The sequence below is a fragment of the Tenacibaculum litopenaei genome (genome assembly GCF_964514025.1).
Taxonomy (GTDB): Bacteria; Bacteroidota; Bacteroidia; order Flavobacteriales; family Flavobacteriaceae; genus Polaribacter; species Polaribacter litopenaei.
This window is the reverse complement of record NZ_CAZEQT010000001.1, coordinates 394,826-409,668: the sequence shown is the minus strand read 5'-3', so window position 1 is coordinate 409,668 and position 14,843 is coordinate 394,826. Positions and strand designations below refer to the sequence as shown.

Here is a 14,843-nt window from a genome sequence, read left to right as displayed (position 1 = left end):
AGCCTTTTCTATTTATTTTGTTGTCAATTGACGAATTTTAATTCTAAACGCTGCAAAGAGCAAGGTCATAAATGGACTCAACCAGTTAAAAATTGCATAAAAGGCATAGTCTACAACAGGTACTCCCAATACTCCTGAGTGGTAAGCACCACAAGTATTCCACGGTACAAGCACGGATGTCACTGTTCCTGAATCTTCGAGAGTTCTACTCAAATTTTCAGGAGCCAATCCTTTGTCTTCATAAGCTTTGGCATACATTTTACCCGGTACAACAATTGCCAAATACTGATCTGATGCCGTAATGTTTAATCCGATACAAGTAGCTACGGTACTCGCAAACAATCCGAAAACAGAATCGAACAAGTTAAGCATAAAACTACTGATACGTGCTAATGCTCCAATAGCATCCATAACACCACCAAACACCATGGCTAATAAGATCAACCAAACAGTATTGAGCATTTTCTTCATTCCTCCAGCCGTAAACAAGTCTTTTAAGACCTCATTATCGGTAGGAACTGCAGTTTCTACAGTGATGGCTTTCATCACTCCTTTATAAGCCGTTTTTACATCTAATACCTCCACACCAGCTATTTGTGCTACCACACCTGGTTGAAAAATCAAAGCAAAAACTCCACCTAACAAGGTACCCGCTAATAAGGCTATTAACGGTGGGGTCTTTTTTATGATGAGCACGATTACCAATACAGGAACGATAAACAACCAAGGCGTCACGTTAAAGGCTTTCTGAATATCTGTTAACATAGCAGCGGTATCGGCCTCTCCAGTAGAAGTTTGGGTAAATCCAAGAATTAAGAAAAACACTAGTGAAACGACAAAAGTAGGAATGGTTGTGTATCCCATGTACTTGATATGGGTAAACAAGTCGGTTCCCGCCATCGCTGGCGCTAAATTCGTAGTATCAGACATCGGTGACATTTTATCACCAAAATAGGCTCCTGACAATACGGCTCCGGCCGTCATTCCCATCGAAATTCCTAAAGCTTCACCAATTCCCATTAAAGCAATCCCCACGGTCGCAGCAGTCGTCCATGAGCTTCCTGTAGCAATTGAAATTACCGCACAAATAATTAAACAGGCCACTAAAAATATGGTCGGATTTAGAATTTGCAGTCCGTAATAGATCATCGATGGTATTATTCCACTTATCAACCAAGTTCCCGCCAAGGAACCTACCATTAGTAAAATTAAAATAGCTCCGGCCGTCGATTTAATATTCTCAGCTACTTCATCGATCATGGTCTTATACGAAACACCATTTTTAAATCCTACAATCGCTGCAACGGCACCTCCCAATAACAAGACAAACTGATTACTACCACTTAAAGCATCGTCTCCAAAGACAAAAACATTGAATGCGAGCATTAAAATTAAGGCAATTACAGGAAAAAGTGCTTCAAAAATATTTAACTGATTGTTGTCTACGATCTGTTGATCTTCGATCGTAATTTTCGATAAATTTTTATCGTCTTGCATGGGTGTTGTTTTTTGATGTGTAATGTTACAACTTTGTAAAGAATTACACAAATAGAATCAGTTCACTACATTTGTTTACTATGGATTCATTAACACAAATTGTTTTAGGTGCTGCTTGTGGCGAAGTCGCACTCGGAAAAAAGATAGGAAACAAAGCCATGCTCTTCGGCGCAATAGGAGGTACCATCCCAGATTTAGACGTCATTCTCGGTAAACTTTTGTTCGGAAATGAAATTGATGCTCTCGCCTTCCACAGAGGTATTATGCACTCTGTCGTATTTGCTGTTCTCGGAGCCTTTGTTATTGGAATGCTCACGTTTAGAGCCTACAACCGCAAGGAACGAATTGGAACAACCACTCAAAAAGATTGGATTTGGCTCTTCTTCTTATCCATCTTTACCCATCCAATTTTAGACAGTTTTACCCCATACGGAACACAACTCTTTTTACCTTTTAGTGATTATCGCGTCGCTTTCAATACTATTTCCGTCGTGGACCCCTTATACACCTTGCCTTTTTTAATCTGTTTACTAGTTGCTATGTTTTACAAAAGGCAGCGTAAGGGACGACTGTGGTGGACCCAGACCGGTATTTACCTCAGCACGGGGTACCTAGTACTCACCTTAGTTAACAAGAACTACATCGATTCCATTTTTCAAAAATCATTTGACAAAGAAGAAGTTTCTTATAAACGTTTTACGGCGCAGCCTACGCTCTTAAACAATCTTCTCTGGTACGGAATTGCCGAAACCGACAGTAGCTACGTCGTTGGATTTTACTCCTTACTCGACACTAAAAAGGAAGTAGACACCCTGCTAAGGCTACCCAAGGCTAGGGCCATAGTCGATTTAGACAGCCCGGAAATACAAACACTACGCTGGTTTAGTAATGATTATTACGCTATTCATGCCAAACCTTCGAAAGATACGCTTACCTATACAGATTTGCGATACCCTTTACTCAATCCAGAAGACCCCAATAGTTCTATATTCCAATTTAAACTTTTTAAAACTGACGGACGCTGGGATATCGAATCGGACTACAAAGATCCATCACAATTAGATGGTAAGAAATTTGTCCAACGCATCTTTGGTAAATAACACAAAAAATCCCACTGATAGCGGGATTTTCACTTCTATAAAATAATCAATTCTTACATGGTGGTGCTTTCCTGAAGTACCCCTACTTCGATCATGCAATCCTTCATCATTTGATAGGTTCGTTCAATATCGTTGTCAAGACCTATAGAAAAGCGAATAAGGCCATCTGTCAATCCCATTTCCTTTTGTTCTTCTTCAGGTATTTCAGAAGAGGTCGAGGTTCCCGGTGCTGAAAAGAGCGTTTTGTAAAACCCTAAACTCACTGCCAAATACCCGAGGTTTCGCTCTTGCATTAACTCCATCAATTCATTTGCCTTTTCTAGTGACCCAGCATCTATGGTCAGCATACCTCCATAGCCGTACTCTTCATTCATCATCTCACTAAAAATTTCATGTGAAGGATGTGAAGCCAAACCTGGGTACACTGTTTTAATCCCATCGTTTTCAAATTGGCTGGCCAAATACATCGCATTCTTACTGTGCTGTTTTACTCGAATATGCAGCGTTCTCATATTTTTCATTATCGATGCAGAACGCAAGGAATCCATAGAAGCCCCCAATAACATGCTCGCTCCATCAATAACACTTTTCTGAGCCGTAATAAAATCAGCAGTTCCACAAACAACACCTCCCATGGTATCAGAACTACCGTTAATAAACTTAGTTAAACTATGAATCACCACATCGGCTCCTAATTGAGCGGGCGAAATAGACAAGGGTGAAAACGTATTGTCAACTACCAAAGTCAGTTTATACTTCCTTGCCAGGGCGGCCAAACCTTTTATATCGGCAACCTCCAATAGCGGATTGCTTACCGATTCACAATAAATAATTTTAGTACATTCATTGATTGCGGCTTCTACCTGCTCCAATTTAGTGATATCAACAAAAGAAGTCTGAATATTCATTCGCGGTGTAAAATTCTTTAAAAACGCATAGGTTCCACCGTAAATAGTTCTGCTTGAAACCACGTGATCACCAGCACCACACAACTGTAAAATAGTCGGTGTAATGGCGCCCATACCCGAAGCGGTAACATGAGCCGTTTCCGTTCCTTCCATGGCGGCTAAAGCCTCTCCTAAATACAAATTAGAAGGTGACGTATGACGTGAATACAAATAACATCCATCCGTATTTCCTTCAAAAGTATCGAACATGGTTTTTGCTTCTAAAAAAGTATAGGTAGACGAATCTGAAATTGAAGGGTTGACACCTCCAAATTCTCCAAAATATTGCAAGTCTTGAATGCGATTTGCTGGTTTAAACTTCATGGCTGAATTCTTTAGTTGTTAAAATCACACACAAATAGCAATTTTATTGATAAAAAATCAACCACAACAAATAAATATAGATAATTTTTCTATTTTTAACCTAAAAAAACGAATTAAACCAAAAAAAACTCTATAAACATTAGCTCCATTGCGAATTTACCATGACACTAGACACGACCGACAAAAAACTGATCACTCTACTGCAACAAGACAGTAAGCAAACCACCAAAAGCCTTTCACTTCAACTCAACTTATCGGTAACAGCCATTTACGAACGGGTAAAAAAACTGGAAAAAGAAGGAGTTATCAAACAATATACAGCTTTAATAAACAAAAATAAAGTTGCCAAATCACTCATGGTTTTTTGTCATATTAAACTCGAAAAACACACGAAAGAATGCATTGCTGAATTCGAAAAAGAAATCAACGAACTGTCAGAGGTCACTGAGTGTTTTCACGTGAGCGGAGAGTATGATTACGTATTAAAAATATACGTTGCTGACATGGATGCCTATCGAGAATTTATGGTCAATGTAGTTACTGGACTCAAACACATCGGTAGTACCCACAGTGTTTTTACCATTGGGGAGGTCAAAAACTCCAGTGAAATTCCGGTCCTGAGTTAGAACGGTAATTTTTTCAGTTTTTTCCTTTTGACTTTTTTTAGGTAGAGGCATTTTTCTCCGTAATCGATAAATGCCTTGCCGCTTTCCAATAAATCAGCACCAATAATTCCATGAACCTCTTTGGCTTCACTTTGCTTGAGTACCGTATTGATATGACCGAGATCCAACAGTACCAAATCGCAGGAATCTATTTTCCACTTCCCTAGTTGAATTTCGTTAGAAGAAGAGCGTTTGGTAAGCATATCAATAGCTCCAGCCCCCGCTGCTTTTAGATCACTGTCTTCAGTAATGAGATTAAAATATGAAATTTGATCGATCCCCACACAAGAAATGGACGCACCAGTATCGAGAATAAAGCGCCCCTTCACTCCGTTAATTTTAGCTTTTAACTCGAGGTGATTCGTGGCTATTTTCTTTAATTTAACCTTTAGGTATTTCTTTTTCTTTAATACTTTTTTCAAACTTGCCATTTCTCGTACTTTTGCGCTGCAAAGATACGACACAAAAACTTATGATAACGGATACCCATACACACTTATACTCGGAACAGTTTGACGACGACAGAGCTAGCATGATACATCGCGCTAAAGAAGCAGGAGTTTCTAGGTTCTTTATTCCTGCCATTGACAGCAGTTATACCGACCGTATGCTCAGCTTGGAGCAAGAATTTCCGGAAGACGTATATTTAATGATGGGTTTGCACCCCACTTCGGTGAAGGAAAACTTCTTAGAAGAATTGGAGCACGTTAAAACCTGGTTATCGCAACGCAACTTCTATGCGATTGGTGAAATCGGTATCGACTTGTACTGGGACCAACAGTACCTAAAACAACAACAAGAGGCTTTTAGAACGCAAATTCGCTGGGCAAAAGAAATGAAATTACCCATCGTTATTCACTGTAGAGAAGCCTTTGATGAGATTTTCGAGATTCTCGAAGAAGAAAAAGGTCCGGATTTACACGGAATCTTCCACTGTTTTACTGGAACACTTACCCAGGCGAAACAAGCTATTTCTTACAATATGAAATTAGGAATTGGCGGAGTTGCTACTTTTAAAAATGGAAAAATTGACAAGTTTCTAAACGAAATCCCTCTCGAACATATCGTATTGGAAACCGATGCTCCTTACCTGGCCCCGACTCCGTTCAGAGGCAAGCGCAATGAAAGCAGTTATATTACCAATGTCATCGATAAGCTGGTAGGTATTTACAACAAAAGCTTCGAGGAAATTGCTACGATTACCACTGAAAACTCAAAATCAGTTTTCGGTGTCTAATGTTATAGACATATACGTAGACACTCCGATTGGAGCCGCTCAAATTACAGGAAATATTGACGGTATTCAGGCGGTAAGCGTTTTGGACACGGAAGTTGCGTTCACCGACTTGAGTGATTTGTTTATCCCTCAGCCACTGGTGGATTGTGCACGACAATTGCAAGAGTATTTTTCAGGACAACGAACGGATTTTGACCTCCTACTTCGTCCGCAAGGCACAGCGTTTCAACAACGGGTATGGCAATCGCTCACTCAGATACCACACGGTAAAACTACTACCTATTTAAACCAAGCAAAAGAGCTGGGTGATGTCAAGGCTATACGGGCAGTTGCGAGTGCTAACGGAAAAAATCCTTTGTGGATACTTGTTCCCTGTCATCGCGTGGTAGGTAGTGACGGATCACTAACGGGCTACGCAGGCGGTGTATGGCGTAAAAAGTGGTTGTTAGAGCACGAGAGTGGCTGTAAACAACAGACCTTATTTTAGTTTAAATTGCGTTTTTCTATAAAGAACTTCTTCAATAAAAAACCGCATTCCTCTTCTAGTATTCCAGCCACAACTTTCGTTTTTGGATGAATTTTGGTCTGCAACTTGCTAAATCCCAATTTGGGTTCACTGGCACCGTATACTATTTTCCCAATCTGAGTCCAATAACTAGCACCAGCACACATCTGGCAAGGCTCTAAAGTTACGTATAGGGTGCAATCTCGAAGGTATTTCCCTCCTATAAAATCAGCTGCTGCGGTATAGGCTTGCATTTCAGCATGTGCAGTTACATCATTTAGGGTTTCGGTTAAATTATGTGCTCTGGCAATAATTTGTTGTTTGTGCACAATGACCGCTCCTACAGGCACCTCTCCTTTATCAAAGGCCATTTGTGCCTCTTGGAGTGCTTTTTTCATAAAATAGGTATCATCATAGGGAGTCATACGCATTGCTTTTAAATAAATCTCTTACAAAAGTAACTAAAATTAAACTGCCTCCCCTCTGAGCAAATTACTTATTTTTGTAAAAAAAAGACATTGATTTCAATAGCAGTACCCGACGATAAAAAAGTATACTTCGCCTCAGACCAGCACTTGGGAGCTCCTACAGCAGCCGCTAGCTTCCCTCGTGAGAAAAAATTTGTTCAATGGCTCGACGAAGTAAAACACGATGCCGCAGCCATCTTTTTACTCGGTGATTTATTCGATTTTTGGTTTGAATACAAAACCGTAGTTCCCAAAGGATTTGTGCGCGTTTTAGGGAAGCTTGCCGAAATCAAAGACAGCGGGATACCGATCTACTTTTTTGTGGGCAATCACGATTTGTGGATGAATGATTATTTTGAAAAGGAGTTGCAGATTCCGGTATATCACCAAACCCAGGTTTTTAAACTCAATGAAAAGTTACTTTTTATAGGTCATGGCGACGGGCTAGGACCTCATGACAAAGGATATAAACGCATGAAAAAAGTTTTTACTTTTCCGTTATTTCAATGGATGTTCCGATGGCTACATCCTGATGTAGGAGTGCGATTAGGACAGTATATGTCGGTAAAGAACAAACTGATTTCCGGTGATGACGACGCTACTTTTTTAGGAGAAGACAACGAATGGTTAGTCCAGTATTGTAAGCGTAAATTAGAAACCCAACATTACGATTACTTTATTTTTGGCCACCGCCATCTTCCTTTAGACATCGACCTTCCTAACCGTAGTAAGTACATAAACATCGGTGATTGGGTAAAGTACTACACCTATGGAGTTTTTGAAAAAGACACGCTGCACCTGCGCAATTACTAAAAACAAAAGGGACCCCATTTAGAGATCCCTTCCACGCTTTTAGTAACTTAAAGACTATTTAATGTTTAAAATTTAAACGTAAGTCCTGCTTTAAATGATGTTCCGTTAAAACCGAATTGGTTTACTTCCCAAGGATATCTAAATCGCCCTCCGAGATTCGTTACCGGATCTCCTTTAGGATCAATTTCATCTGGGAACACGTCGAACAAATTATTTATTTGTGCTCTAAAAGAGATCGCATTGGTAATGTCGTAACCAAACGACAAGTCTGTAACAATTTTCCCTTGGAATGTTTGATCTCTAAACGAGTCAGCAGCGTGCTGCCAAGTAACCTCTCCGAAATAGGTATTGTTTACATTGGCAGAAAACTTCCCTACCTTGTAATTCGCTCCAAACAAAAACTTCATGTTTGGACGAGCACTTACAATTCTCGATTGTTCTTTTCTATTAAAAATCTTGTTTTTATAGCCACTTAACTTTTCAGGTGTCTTTACGTCTCCTTCTAAAGTTGTTCTATTCACGTTTAATGCTCCGTTGATCCCGAGTTTCCCGGCACCTACTTTTAAGTTCTTTAAACGCATAGTCAAGTCAAAACCTCTGGTTACCGTATTCACAGCATTGATAAAAAACTTGATACTAGTTACATTGTTTGCTGTTAAGATCTGTTGAACTGCTGCATTGGGTACGCCGTTATCATCTACTCCGGTAATTTCACCTGTAAACAATACGCGGTCATCTACACGCACTTGGTAGTAATCTAACGAAACTGAAAAATTACGGCTTCCTTTCACTGTAATTCCAGCAGAAATATTCTTTGAAGTCTCCGCAAAGAGTGGAGCAACTCCTAAATCTTGAATTACTGGACTCACATTATTAAAGGTTCCTTGATTAGAGATTGTTCCTCCTGAAACCAAGGTTTGCACATTACTCAAGTATACCTGATGTAATGAAGGGGCTCTAAATCCAGTACTATACGAGGCACGCAATACTCCAGCTTCACCAATTTTATACCTCGAATTCACTTTCCAAGAGGTATTCCCTCCGAAATCTGAATAATTTTCATAACGCACAGCTCCCCCTAACAAGAAATCTTTGGTAATATCCCAATCTGCAGTTGCATACACCCCCACATTGGTTCGGGTTTCATTGAGTGCATTAGAAGGTTGTAATCCGGGGAACGATTGTGCTCCTCCATTTACATACGACTCTTCTTGTCCTGCAGTAACTTCAAAACGCTCCTGACGTGCTTCTACTCCCATTCCGAGCGTAAGATCACCGAAGGATCTGTTAATATCAAAATTCCCGATGAAATTGCTAAACGCATAGGCTCCTGCATCAAAACTCGTTGGGCTACTCGCACCTAAACTCGGGTTAATCGTATTTCCAATGGTATAATCAACAGAGTTCCCACCGTAATTTGCAGATAGGTCGGCATTGAACTCTCCTAACTTAAACTTCGCACCTGCTGTAAACAACAAGTCCTTGATATCTGTTTCAAAAGTAGGTTGAAATCCATTATAGGTAGCTCCTTGAGGCGTCAACAACCCAAAATCGGTGGTTATCCAATACGGTGGACGGTACAAGGCAAAGCTCTTTCCTTTGCGCAGGTTAAATCCTCCGAAAGCGTAGAGCGTCGTATTTTCATTCAAGGGATACTCTGCATTGAGATACACATCTCCTTTTTTCATTTCTGGCTGACCAACGATCATTCCCAAGCTTGGGTTGATTTTAGTCCACTGATTGTTTACCCCGAACAGATCATCTCTTCCAGGAGACCCTGCTCTGTTGGTATATCCTTGATAGCTCAATCCAACAGTTGCATTTAAAAAACCTCCATCGCCGAAGCTCAAGGTATGGTTTACGTCCGCATCTGCATTAAACCCATCACCACGAGAGGTAATTCCAGAATTCACATTCACTTGGGTAAAATCGATATTCTTCTTCAAAATAATATTCACCACACCAGCTACGGCATCCGAACCGTATTGTGCAGAAGCTCCATCACGCAAAATTTCGACGCGTTCAATAGCTGCAGTTGGAATACTTTTCATATCTGTTCCTACCTCACCTTTACCTGGAGTATCATTCACGTACACAAGTGCACTTTGATTTTTTCGTTTCCCGTTAATCAGCACCAAGGTTCTACTCGGTCCAAGACCTCTTAAATCGGCTGGATCAAAATGGGCTGTTGCATCAGAAATTGTTTGATTGGTAGAATTGTACGACGGTACCGTATAGGTCAACATTTGATCAATATTTGTTTGTCCTGTTGCCTGAAGTTCACGAACTCCGATATTATCAATAGGCACTGCCGAATCTAAAATGGTTCTCGGCTTTGCGCGGTTTCCGGTAAGTACTACCTCTTCCAAGACACTAGTGTCTTCTTGTAATACGACATTTACAGTACCTGCAGCGGTCACTTCTTTTTCAATGGTTGCAAACCCCAAAGAAGAAAACACGAGTACACTCGGCATTTTTTTCAAGGTTATCCGGAATTCCCCATTGCTATCTGTGTTTACACCATTGGTCGTTCCTTTTTCGATAACATCAATCAATGCTAATGCATTTCCTTGGGCATCGGTGACCTTACCTTGGATGGTTTGTCCTACGGCAAACGCAAAACACCAAAGTGCCAAGAAGGTCAGTAATTTGGTCATTTGTCTCATAATCAAGAGTTATTAATAAAAAGTTTGTTCTATAAACATCGTATTCTACAATTAACGAATCAATAATAAAAGACATAAAATTTCATTATATACTCTTAAAATTTCATAATTTTTTATTTTTTCTTTACTCAAATTCAGTTTTTAGGTTTAACCATACTTTAACAAATGTTAAAGTGTTATTATTGTAGCTTTGTTTCACTAAAAAGCGACACTTAAATTACCACTTATTATGGATGTAGATGTAAGAGCTATTAATGAAAAGATCGAGCGTGAAAGCGCTTTCGTCGACTTATTAACTTCTGAAATGAACAAAGTAATTGTAGGTCAGAAATACATGATTGAACGATTGCTTATCGGTTTATTAGGAAATGGGCATATCTTGTTAGAAGGGGTTCCAGGGTTAGCAAAAACCCTTGCGATCAACACCTTGTCAAAAGCAGTTCAAGGAAGTTTTAGCCGAGTTCAATTTACGCCGGATTTATTACCGGCAGACGTTGTTGGAACGATGATCTACAATGTAAAAGAGAACGACTTTTCTATTAAGAAAGGACCCATTTTTGCTAATTTCGTACTTGCAGATGAGATTAACCGTGCTCCTGCCAAGGTACAATCGGCCTTGTTAGAAGCCATGCAAGAGCGTCAAATCACTATTGGTGATGAAACTTTTAAGCTAGACGAACCTTTCTTAGTAATGGCAACGCAAAACCCTGTTGAGCAGGAAGGAACCTATCCTTTACCAGAAGCACAGGTTGACCGTTTTATGTTGAAAACCGTAATCGATTATCCTAAATTGGAAGATGAGCAACTCATCTTACGTCAAAATTTAAACGGAGGATTTGCCAAAGTGAACCCAGTAGTTTCAATTGAGCAAATTATCAAAGCGCGTCAGGCAGTAGGTGAAGTTTATATGGATGAAAAAATTGAGAAGTACATTCTCGACATCATCTTCGCAACGCGTTATCCTGAAAATTACAATTTAGCGAAGATTCAACCGTTTATTAGTTTTGGTTCTTCTCCACGTGGAAGTATTGCCTTAGCTAAAGCGGCCAAATGTTATGCATTTATTAAGCGACGCGGCTATGTAATTCCAGAAGATGTTCGAGCAGTTGTATACGATGTGCTCCGACACCGTATTGGAATTACCTATGAAGCAGAAGCAGAAAACATCACGTCTATCGATGTGATTAATACGATCATAAACGAAGTGCAAGTCCCCTAGCCTTTTGAAATATTGAAATATTACAGCTAACCGCACTCTACTAAAGAACTAATTTTTAACCCCCTTAAATTAATCTTAATAGAGATGACATTCAAATTAACAACGTACAAAACATTAACAGGAACAAAAGAAATTTTAGAATTAACCCAGAAAACGAGAACAGAGGCTATTGTTTACCACAACAATCAACCGGCGTATCACGTAGACTGCTTTGATTTACAAACCGAATCAAACGTCATCATGAACAGCCTAGTACTCGCTCAGAAGCGAAGTATCAGTGAGGTAATCAAAGACATAGCCAAAAAGAACAATGTAGATTTAGCAATCAAAGAGGCTCCTATTTTTTCTATTGAGAAATCATCAGAAATGCGCGAAGTCGAGTTGCCTCCATTGCCTGAAAATTGGTTGAACTAATTAATGGACACAAAAGAATTACTCAAAAAAGTTCGTAAAATAGAAATTAAGACAAGAAGATTGTCTAATCACATATTTGGAGGAGAATACCACTCGACCTTTAAAGGTCGTGGTATGACCTTCTCCGAAGTACGTCAGTATCAATACGGTGATGACATCAGAGCCATTGACTGGAATGTGACCGCTCGCTATAACGAACCCTATGTCAAAGTCTTTGAAGAGGAACGCGAACTGACCATGATGCTCGTGGTTGATATTTCTGGATCTGAATTTTTTGGTACCCAGGGACAGTTCAAAAAAGATACTATTACAGAAATTGCCGCGACCTTAGCCTTTTCGGCCATACAAAACAATGACAAAGTAGGATTAATTCTTTTTTCTGATCAAATTGAACTCTTTATCCCTCCTAAAAAAGGGAAGAGTCACGTACTCAGAATTATTCGTGAGCTCATTGAGTTTGAACCCAAAAGCATAAGCACTAGTATTGAGGAAGCTCTAAAATTCCTCTCCAACGTTTTAAAGAAAAAAGCGATTGTTTTTGTACTTTCTGACTTTATGGATTCCGGCTATGAACACACCTTAAAAATAGCGGGTAACAAACACGACTTGACAGGAATTCGCGTGTACGACAAACACGACCAAGAGATTCCTAATTTAGGAATGGTTCCGATGAAAGATGCGGAAACCGGTGAAGTGCAGCTAGTGAATACCAGTTCGGCAAAAGTTCGAAAACAATACCAAGCCCACGCACGTGAACTCGAAGGATATTTTACCTCGAGCTTCAGAAAAAGTGGTGCAGGAACCATCAATATGAGTGTTGATGAAAGCTATGTTAAAAAACTACTCGGGTATTTTAAACAAAAAGGTTAATCGCTAAAAACTACAGCAATATTACGATGAGACAAACGCTATTATACATATTATGGATAGTAAGCATCGCAGTTGGCTATGGTCAAACCAATCCAGTAAAAGCGACTATCGATAGCACATCCATTCGCATAGGTGAACAATTTGAATACAAAATTACCATCGACGAAACGGAGAATGTAATTATCCCGAAACTTCAAAATTTGAAGGGTTTAGAGGTAATTGATTCTTTAAAAATGGATACCCTAAACAACCAACTCATTCAAAAATACATCCTAACAGGATTTGACAGTGGTGCTTTTTACATTCCAAAACAGCAGCTCTTTATCAAAAACCAAGCGTACTATACCGATAGTCTTTTGGTGAAGGTTGCTACGGTCCCTATCGATACTACCAAAGTAAAAAAATACGAAATCAAAGGCATCAAAGGAGAACCTTATCAATTCGATGACTATGCAAGGTATGTGTATTGGGCACTTGCCGTGTTACTCATCGTAATCGTTACCCTGTACTTTGCTCTTAAAAGAACAGATGAAGACGATAGCACAACGTTTGTTCCGAAACTAGCTCCTTTCCAAGAAGCCATGAGAAACTTACAATTGCTGGACGAAAAACTCCTCTGGCAAAACAATAAAATTAAAGAGTACTACAGTGAGCTCACCGACATTATACGTATGTATATCGAACGCGAACTACACGTACCAGCCTTAGAGCAAACGACTAACGAAGTTGTGCGTCAATTAGAATTGCTAAGAGATGCCAACAACATAGAAACTGAAAAAGAAACGATCAAAAAGCTTTCGAAACTATTCCAACAGGCTGATCTCGTAAAATTCGCGAAATCAAAACCTTTGGCTCACGACATTGAAGCAGACCGTAATATTGCTGAATTGCTTATCAATAATATCAAGCCTGCCCTTTCAGAAGAAGCTACTGAAACAGATTATAGTACTCCGGTTACTATCGTTGAAAAACCGCCGGTAAAAAAGACAAGTCCTCTGCAAAAAATCTTCCTGATACTAGGAATTATTGTAGTGGTAGGAATTTTGAGTTTTGGAATTGTCAAATTAATAGAATACACCAACGCCAATAATACCGCAGTAACCCATGTTAAGTAATTTTGAATTTCACTCTCCAGCGTTCTTGTGGTTGCTCATCAGCATTCCATTACTCGCTGTTTGGTTCTTCTTAACGAGAAAAAAAGATCGTTCAGAACTCACCATTGGCTCTGTAAGAGGCTTTGCGGTACAACCTTCTATATGGGCGAAGCTGAAGCCTGTACTCTACTTATTGCGCTTGTTGGCCTTTACTTGCTTAATCATCGCTCTAGCCAGACCGAGAAATGTAGCCATTAGTAAAAAAACAAAATCGAATAGAGGTATAGACATCGTGATGGCCATAGACGTCTCTGCGAGTATGTTAGCCAAAGACCTCAAACCCAACAGACTTCAAGCACTAAAACGCGTAGCAACCGATTTTATTAACAGGCGTCCTAACGATCGCATCGGTATCGTAGTTTACGCCGGAGAAAGTTTTACTCAAACTCCGATTACAAGTGATAAATCTATCGTAAAAAGAACCATTTCAGAAATCAAATGGGGACAACTTGAAGGAGGTACTGCTATAGGTATGGGACTTGGATCTGCCGTAAACAGACTTAAAGAAAGCAAGGCAAAAAGCAAAGTTATCATCTTATTAACAGACGGTGTTAACAACGCCGGTTTTATAGACCCTAAAACAGCTACAGAGCTTGCCAAAGGGAACAACATCAAGGTGTATACTATTGGGATAGGAACCAATGGGATGGCAGATTTCCCATGGACACGCAATCCAAACACAGGACAAATTACCTTCCGCAAACAACAAGTTGAAATAGATGAAGCGCTGTTACAACACATCGCACAAGAAACAGAAGGAAAATACTTTAGAGCTACAGACAACAATAAGCTCAAGGCTATTTACGACGAGATTGACAAGTTAGAAAAAACGAAAATCGAAGAATTTAAATACTATAATTACACCGAGCAATTTCGCTTTTGGGTATTGTTAGCCGGAGTCTTTTTACTCTTGGAGTTCCTATTAAAAAACACGCTGTTTAAAAGTTTTATTTAACCTGCTTAGC

15 protein-coding genes are annotated in these 14,843 nt (G+C 39.6%); 10 read left to right on the top strand and 5 right to left on the bottom strand.

The window, feature by feature from the left end; genetic code table 11:
- Window positions 1-12: 12 nt before the first annotated feature.
- On the bottom strand, window positions 13-1,497 hold the full coding sequence (nhaC, locus tag ACKTS5_RS01740) for a Na+/H+ antiporter NhaC (protein WP_408042105.1): 1,485 nt from the start codon (window positions 1,495-1,497) through the stop codon (window positions 13-15).
- Window positions 1,498-1,577: 80 nt separating this feature from the next.
- Between nhaC and ACKTS5_RS01735 the strand changes: the two genes are divergently transcribed.
- A complete protein-coding gene (locus ACKTS5_RS01735) occupies window positions 1,578-2,597 on the top strand; it encodes a metal-dependent hydrolase (RefSeq protein ID WP_408042104.1) in 1,020 nt (339 codons plus the stop codon).
- A gap of 53 nt (window positions 2,598-2,650) precedes the next feature.
- Here ACKTS5_RS01735 and ACKTS5_RS01730 read toward each other — a convergent pair whose 3' ends face one another.
- Complete coding sequence (locus ACKTS5_RS01730) at window positions 2,651-3,868, bottom strand: aminotransferase class I/II-fold pyridoxal phosphate-dependent enzyme (protein WP_408042103.1); 1,218 nt, start codon at window positions 3,866-3,868, stop codon at window positions 2,651-2,653.
- A gap of 161 nt (window positions 3,869-4,029) precedes the next feature.
- On the opposite strand from ACKTS5_RS01730, the gene ACKTS5_RS01725 reads away from it, so the two are divergent.
- Entirely contained in the window at window positions 4,030-4,494 is a 465-nt protein-coding gene (locus ACKTS5_RS01725) for an Lrp/AsnC family transcriptional regulator (protein WP_408042102.1), read from the top strand.
- On the opposite strand, the gene ACKTS5_RS01720 is transcribed toward ACKTS5_RS01725, so the two are convergent.
- Window positions 4,491-4,964, bottom strand: a complete 474-nt coding sequence (locus ACKTS5_RS01720) for a retropepsin-like aspartic protease (protein ID WP_408042101.1) — start codon at window positions 4,962-4,964, stop codon at window positions 4,491-4,493. The two genes, ACKTS5_RS01725 and ACKTS5_RS01720, sit on opposite strands and share 4 nt — an antisense overlap.
- Before the next feature lie 41 nt (window positions 4,965-5,005).
- On the opposite strand from ACKTS5_RS01720, the gene ACKTS5_RS01715 reads away from it, so the two are divergent.
- Both ACKTS5_RS01715 and ACKTS5_RS01710 read left to right on the top strand, forming a co-directional pair.
- On the top strand, window positions 5,006-5,770 hold the full coding sequence (locus ACKTS5_RS01715) for a TatD family hydrolase (protein ID WP_408042100.1): 765 nt from the start codon (window positions 5,006-5,008) through the stop codon (window positions 5,768-5,770).
- Window positions 5,763-6,257: a methylated-DNA--[protein]-cysteine S-methyltransferase gene (locus ACKTS5_RS01710; RefSeq protein ID WP_408042099.1), complete on the top strand. Its 495-nt coding sequence runs from the start codon at window positions 5,763-5,765 to the stop codon at window positions 6,255-6,257. Before ACKTS5_RS01715 ends, ACKTS5_RS01710 begins: the two co-directional genes overlap by 8 nt.
- Here ACKTS5_RS01710 and ACKTS5_RS01705 read toward each other — a convergent pair.
- Window positions 6,254-6,700 carry a nucleoside deaminase gene (locus tag ACKTS5_RS01705; RefSeq protein ID WP_408042098.1) on the bottom strand — a complete coding sequence of 149 codons (447 nt, stop codon included), beginning with the start codon at window positions 6,698-6,700 and terminating at the stop codon, window positions 6,254-6,256. The genes ACKTS5_RS01710 and ACKTS5_RS01705 overlap by 4 nt on opposite strands.
- 93 nt (window positions 6,701-6,793) lie before the next feature.
- Between ACKTS5_RS01705 and ACKTS5_RS01700 the strand changes: the two genes are divergently transcribed.
- Window positions 6,794-7,555, top strand: a complete 762-nt coding sequence (locus ACKTS5_RS01700; RefSeq protein ID WP_408042097.1) for a UDP-2,3-diacylglucosamine diphosphatase — start codon at window positions 6,794-6,796, stop codon at window positions 7,553-7,555.
- Between the two features lie 65 nt (window positions 7,556-7,620).
- On the opposite strand, the gene ACKTS5_RS01695 is transcribed toward ACKTS5_RS01700, so the two are convergent.
- Window positions 7,621-10,221: a TonB-dependent receptor gene (locus tag ACKTS5_RS01695; RefSeq protein WP_408042096.1), complete on the bottom strand. Its 2,601-nt coding sequence runs from the start codon at window positions 10,219-10,221 to the stop codon at window positions 7,621-7,623.
- Window positions 10,222-10,450: 229 nt separating this feature from the next.
- On the opposite strand from ACKTS5_RS01695, the gene ACKTS5_RS01690 reads away from it, so the two are divergent.
- The 5 genes from ACKTS5_RS01690 (at window position 10,451) to ACKTS5_RS01670 (ending at window position 14,833) form a co-directional block, all read left to right on the top strand.
- Window positions 10,451-11,440 (top strand): AAA family ATPase, encoded by a 990-nt coding sequence (locus ACKTS5_RS01690; RefSeq protein WP_408042095.1) that lies wholly within the window; start codon window positions 10,451-10,453, stop codon window positions 11,438-11,440.
- A gap of 84 nt (window positions 11,441-11,524) precedes the next feature.
- The gene (locus ACKTS5_RS01685) at window positions 11,525-11,854 is read left to right on the top strand and encodes a hypothetical protein (RefSeq protein WP_408042094.1); all 330 of its coding nucleotides are present in this window, start codon (window positions 11,525-11,527) and stop codon (window positions 11,852-11,854) included.
- 3 nt (window positions 11,855-11,857) lie between these two features.
- The gene (locus ACKTS5_RS01680) at window positions 11,858-12,724 is read left to right on the top strand and encodes a DUF58 domain-containing protein (RefSeq protein ID WP_408042093.1); all 867 of its coding nucleotides are present in this window, start codon (window positions 11,858-11,860) and stop codon (window positions 12,722-12,724) included.
- A gap of 26 nt (window positions 12,725-12,750) precedes the next feature.
- Window positions 12,751-13,839, top strand: coding sequence for a hypothetical protein (locus ACKTS5_RS01675; RefSeq protein ID WP_408042092.1), 1,089 nt, complete (start codon window positions 12,751-12,753; stop codon window positions 13,837-13,839).
- Complete coding sequence (locus ACKTS5_RS01670) at window positions 13,829-14,833, top strand: vWA domain-containing protein (protein ID WP_408042091.1); 1,005 nt, start codon at window positions 13,829-13,831, stop codon at window positions 14,831-14,833. Before ACKTS5_RS01675 ends, ACKTS5_RS01670 begins: the two co-directional genes overlap by 11 nt.
- Window positions 14,834-14,843: the final 10 nt, after the last annotated feature.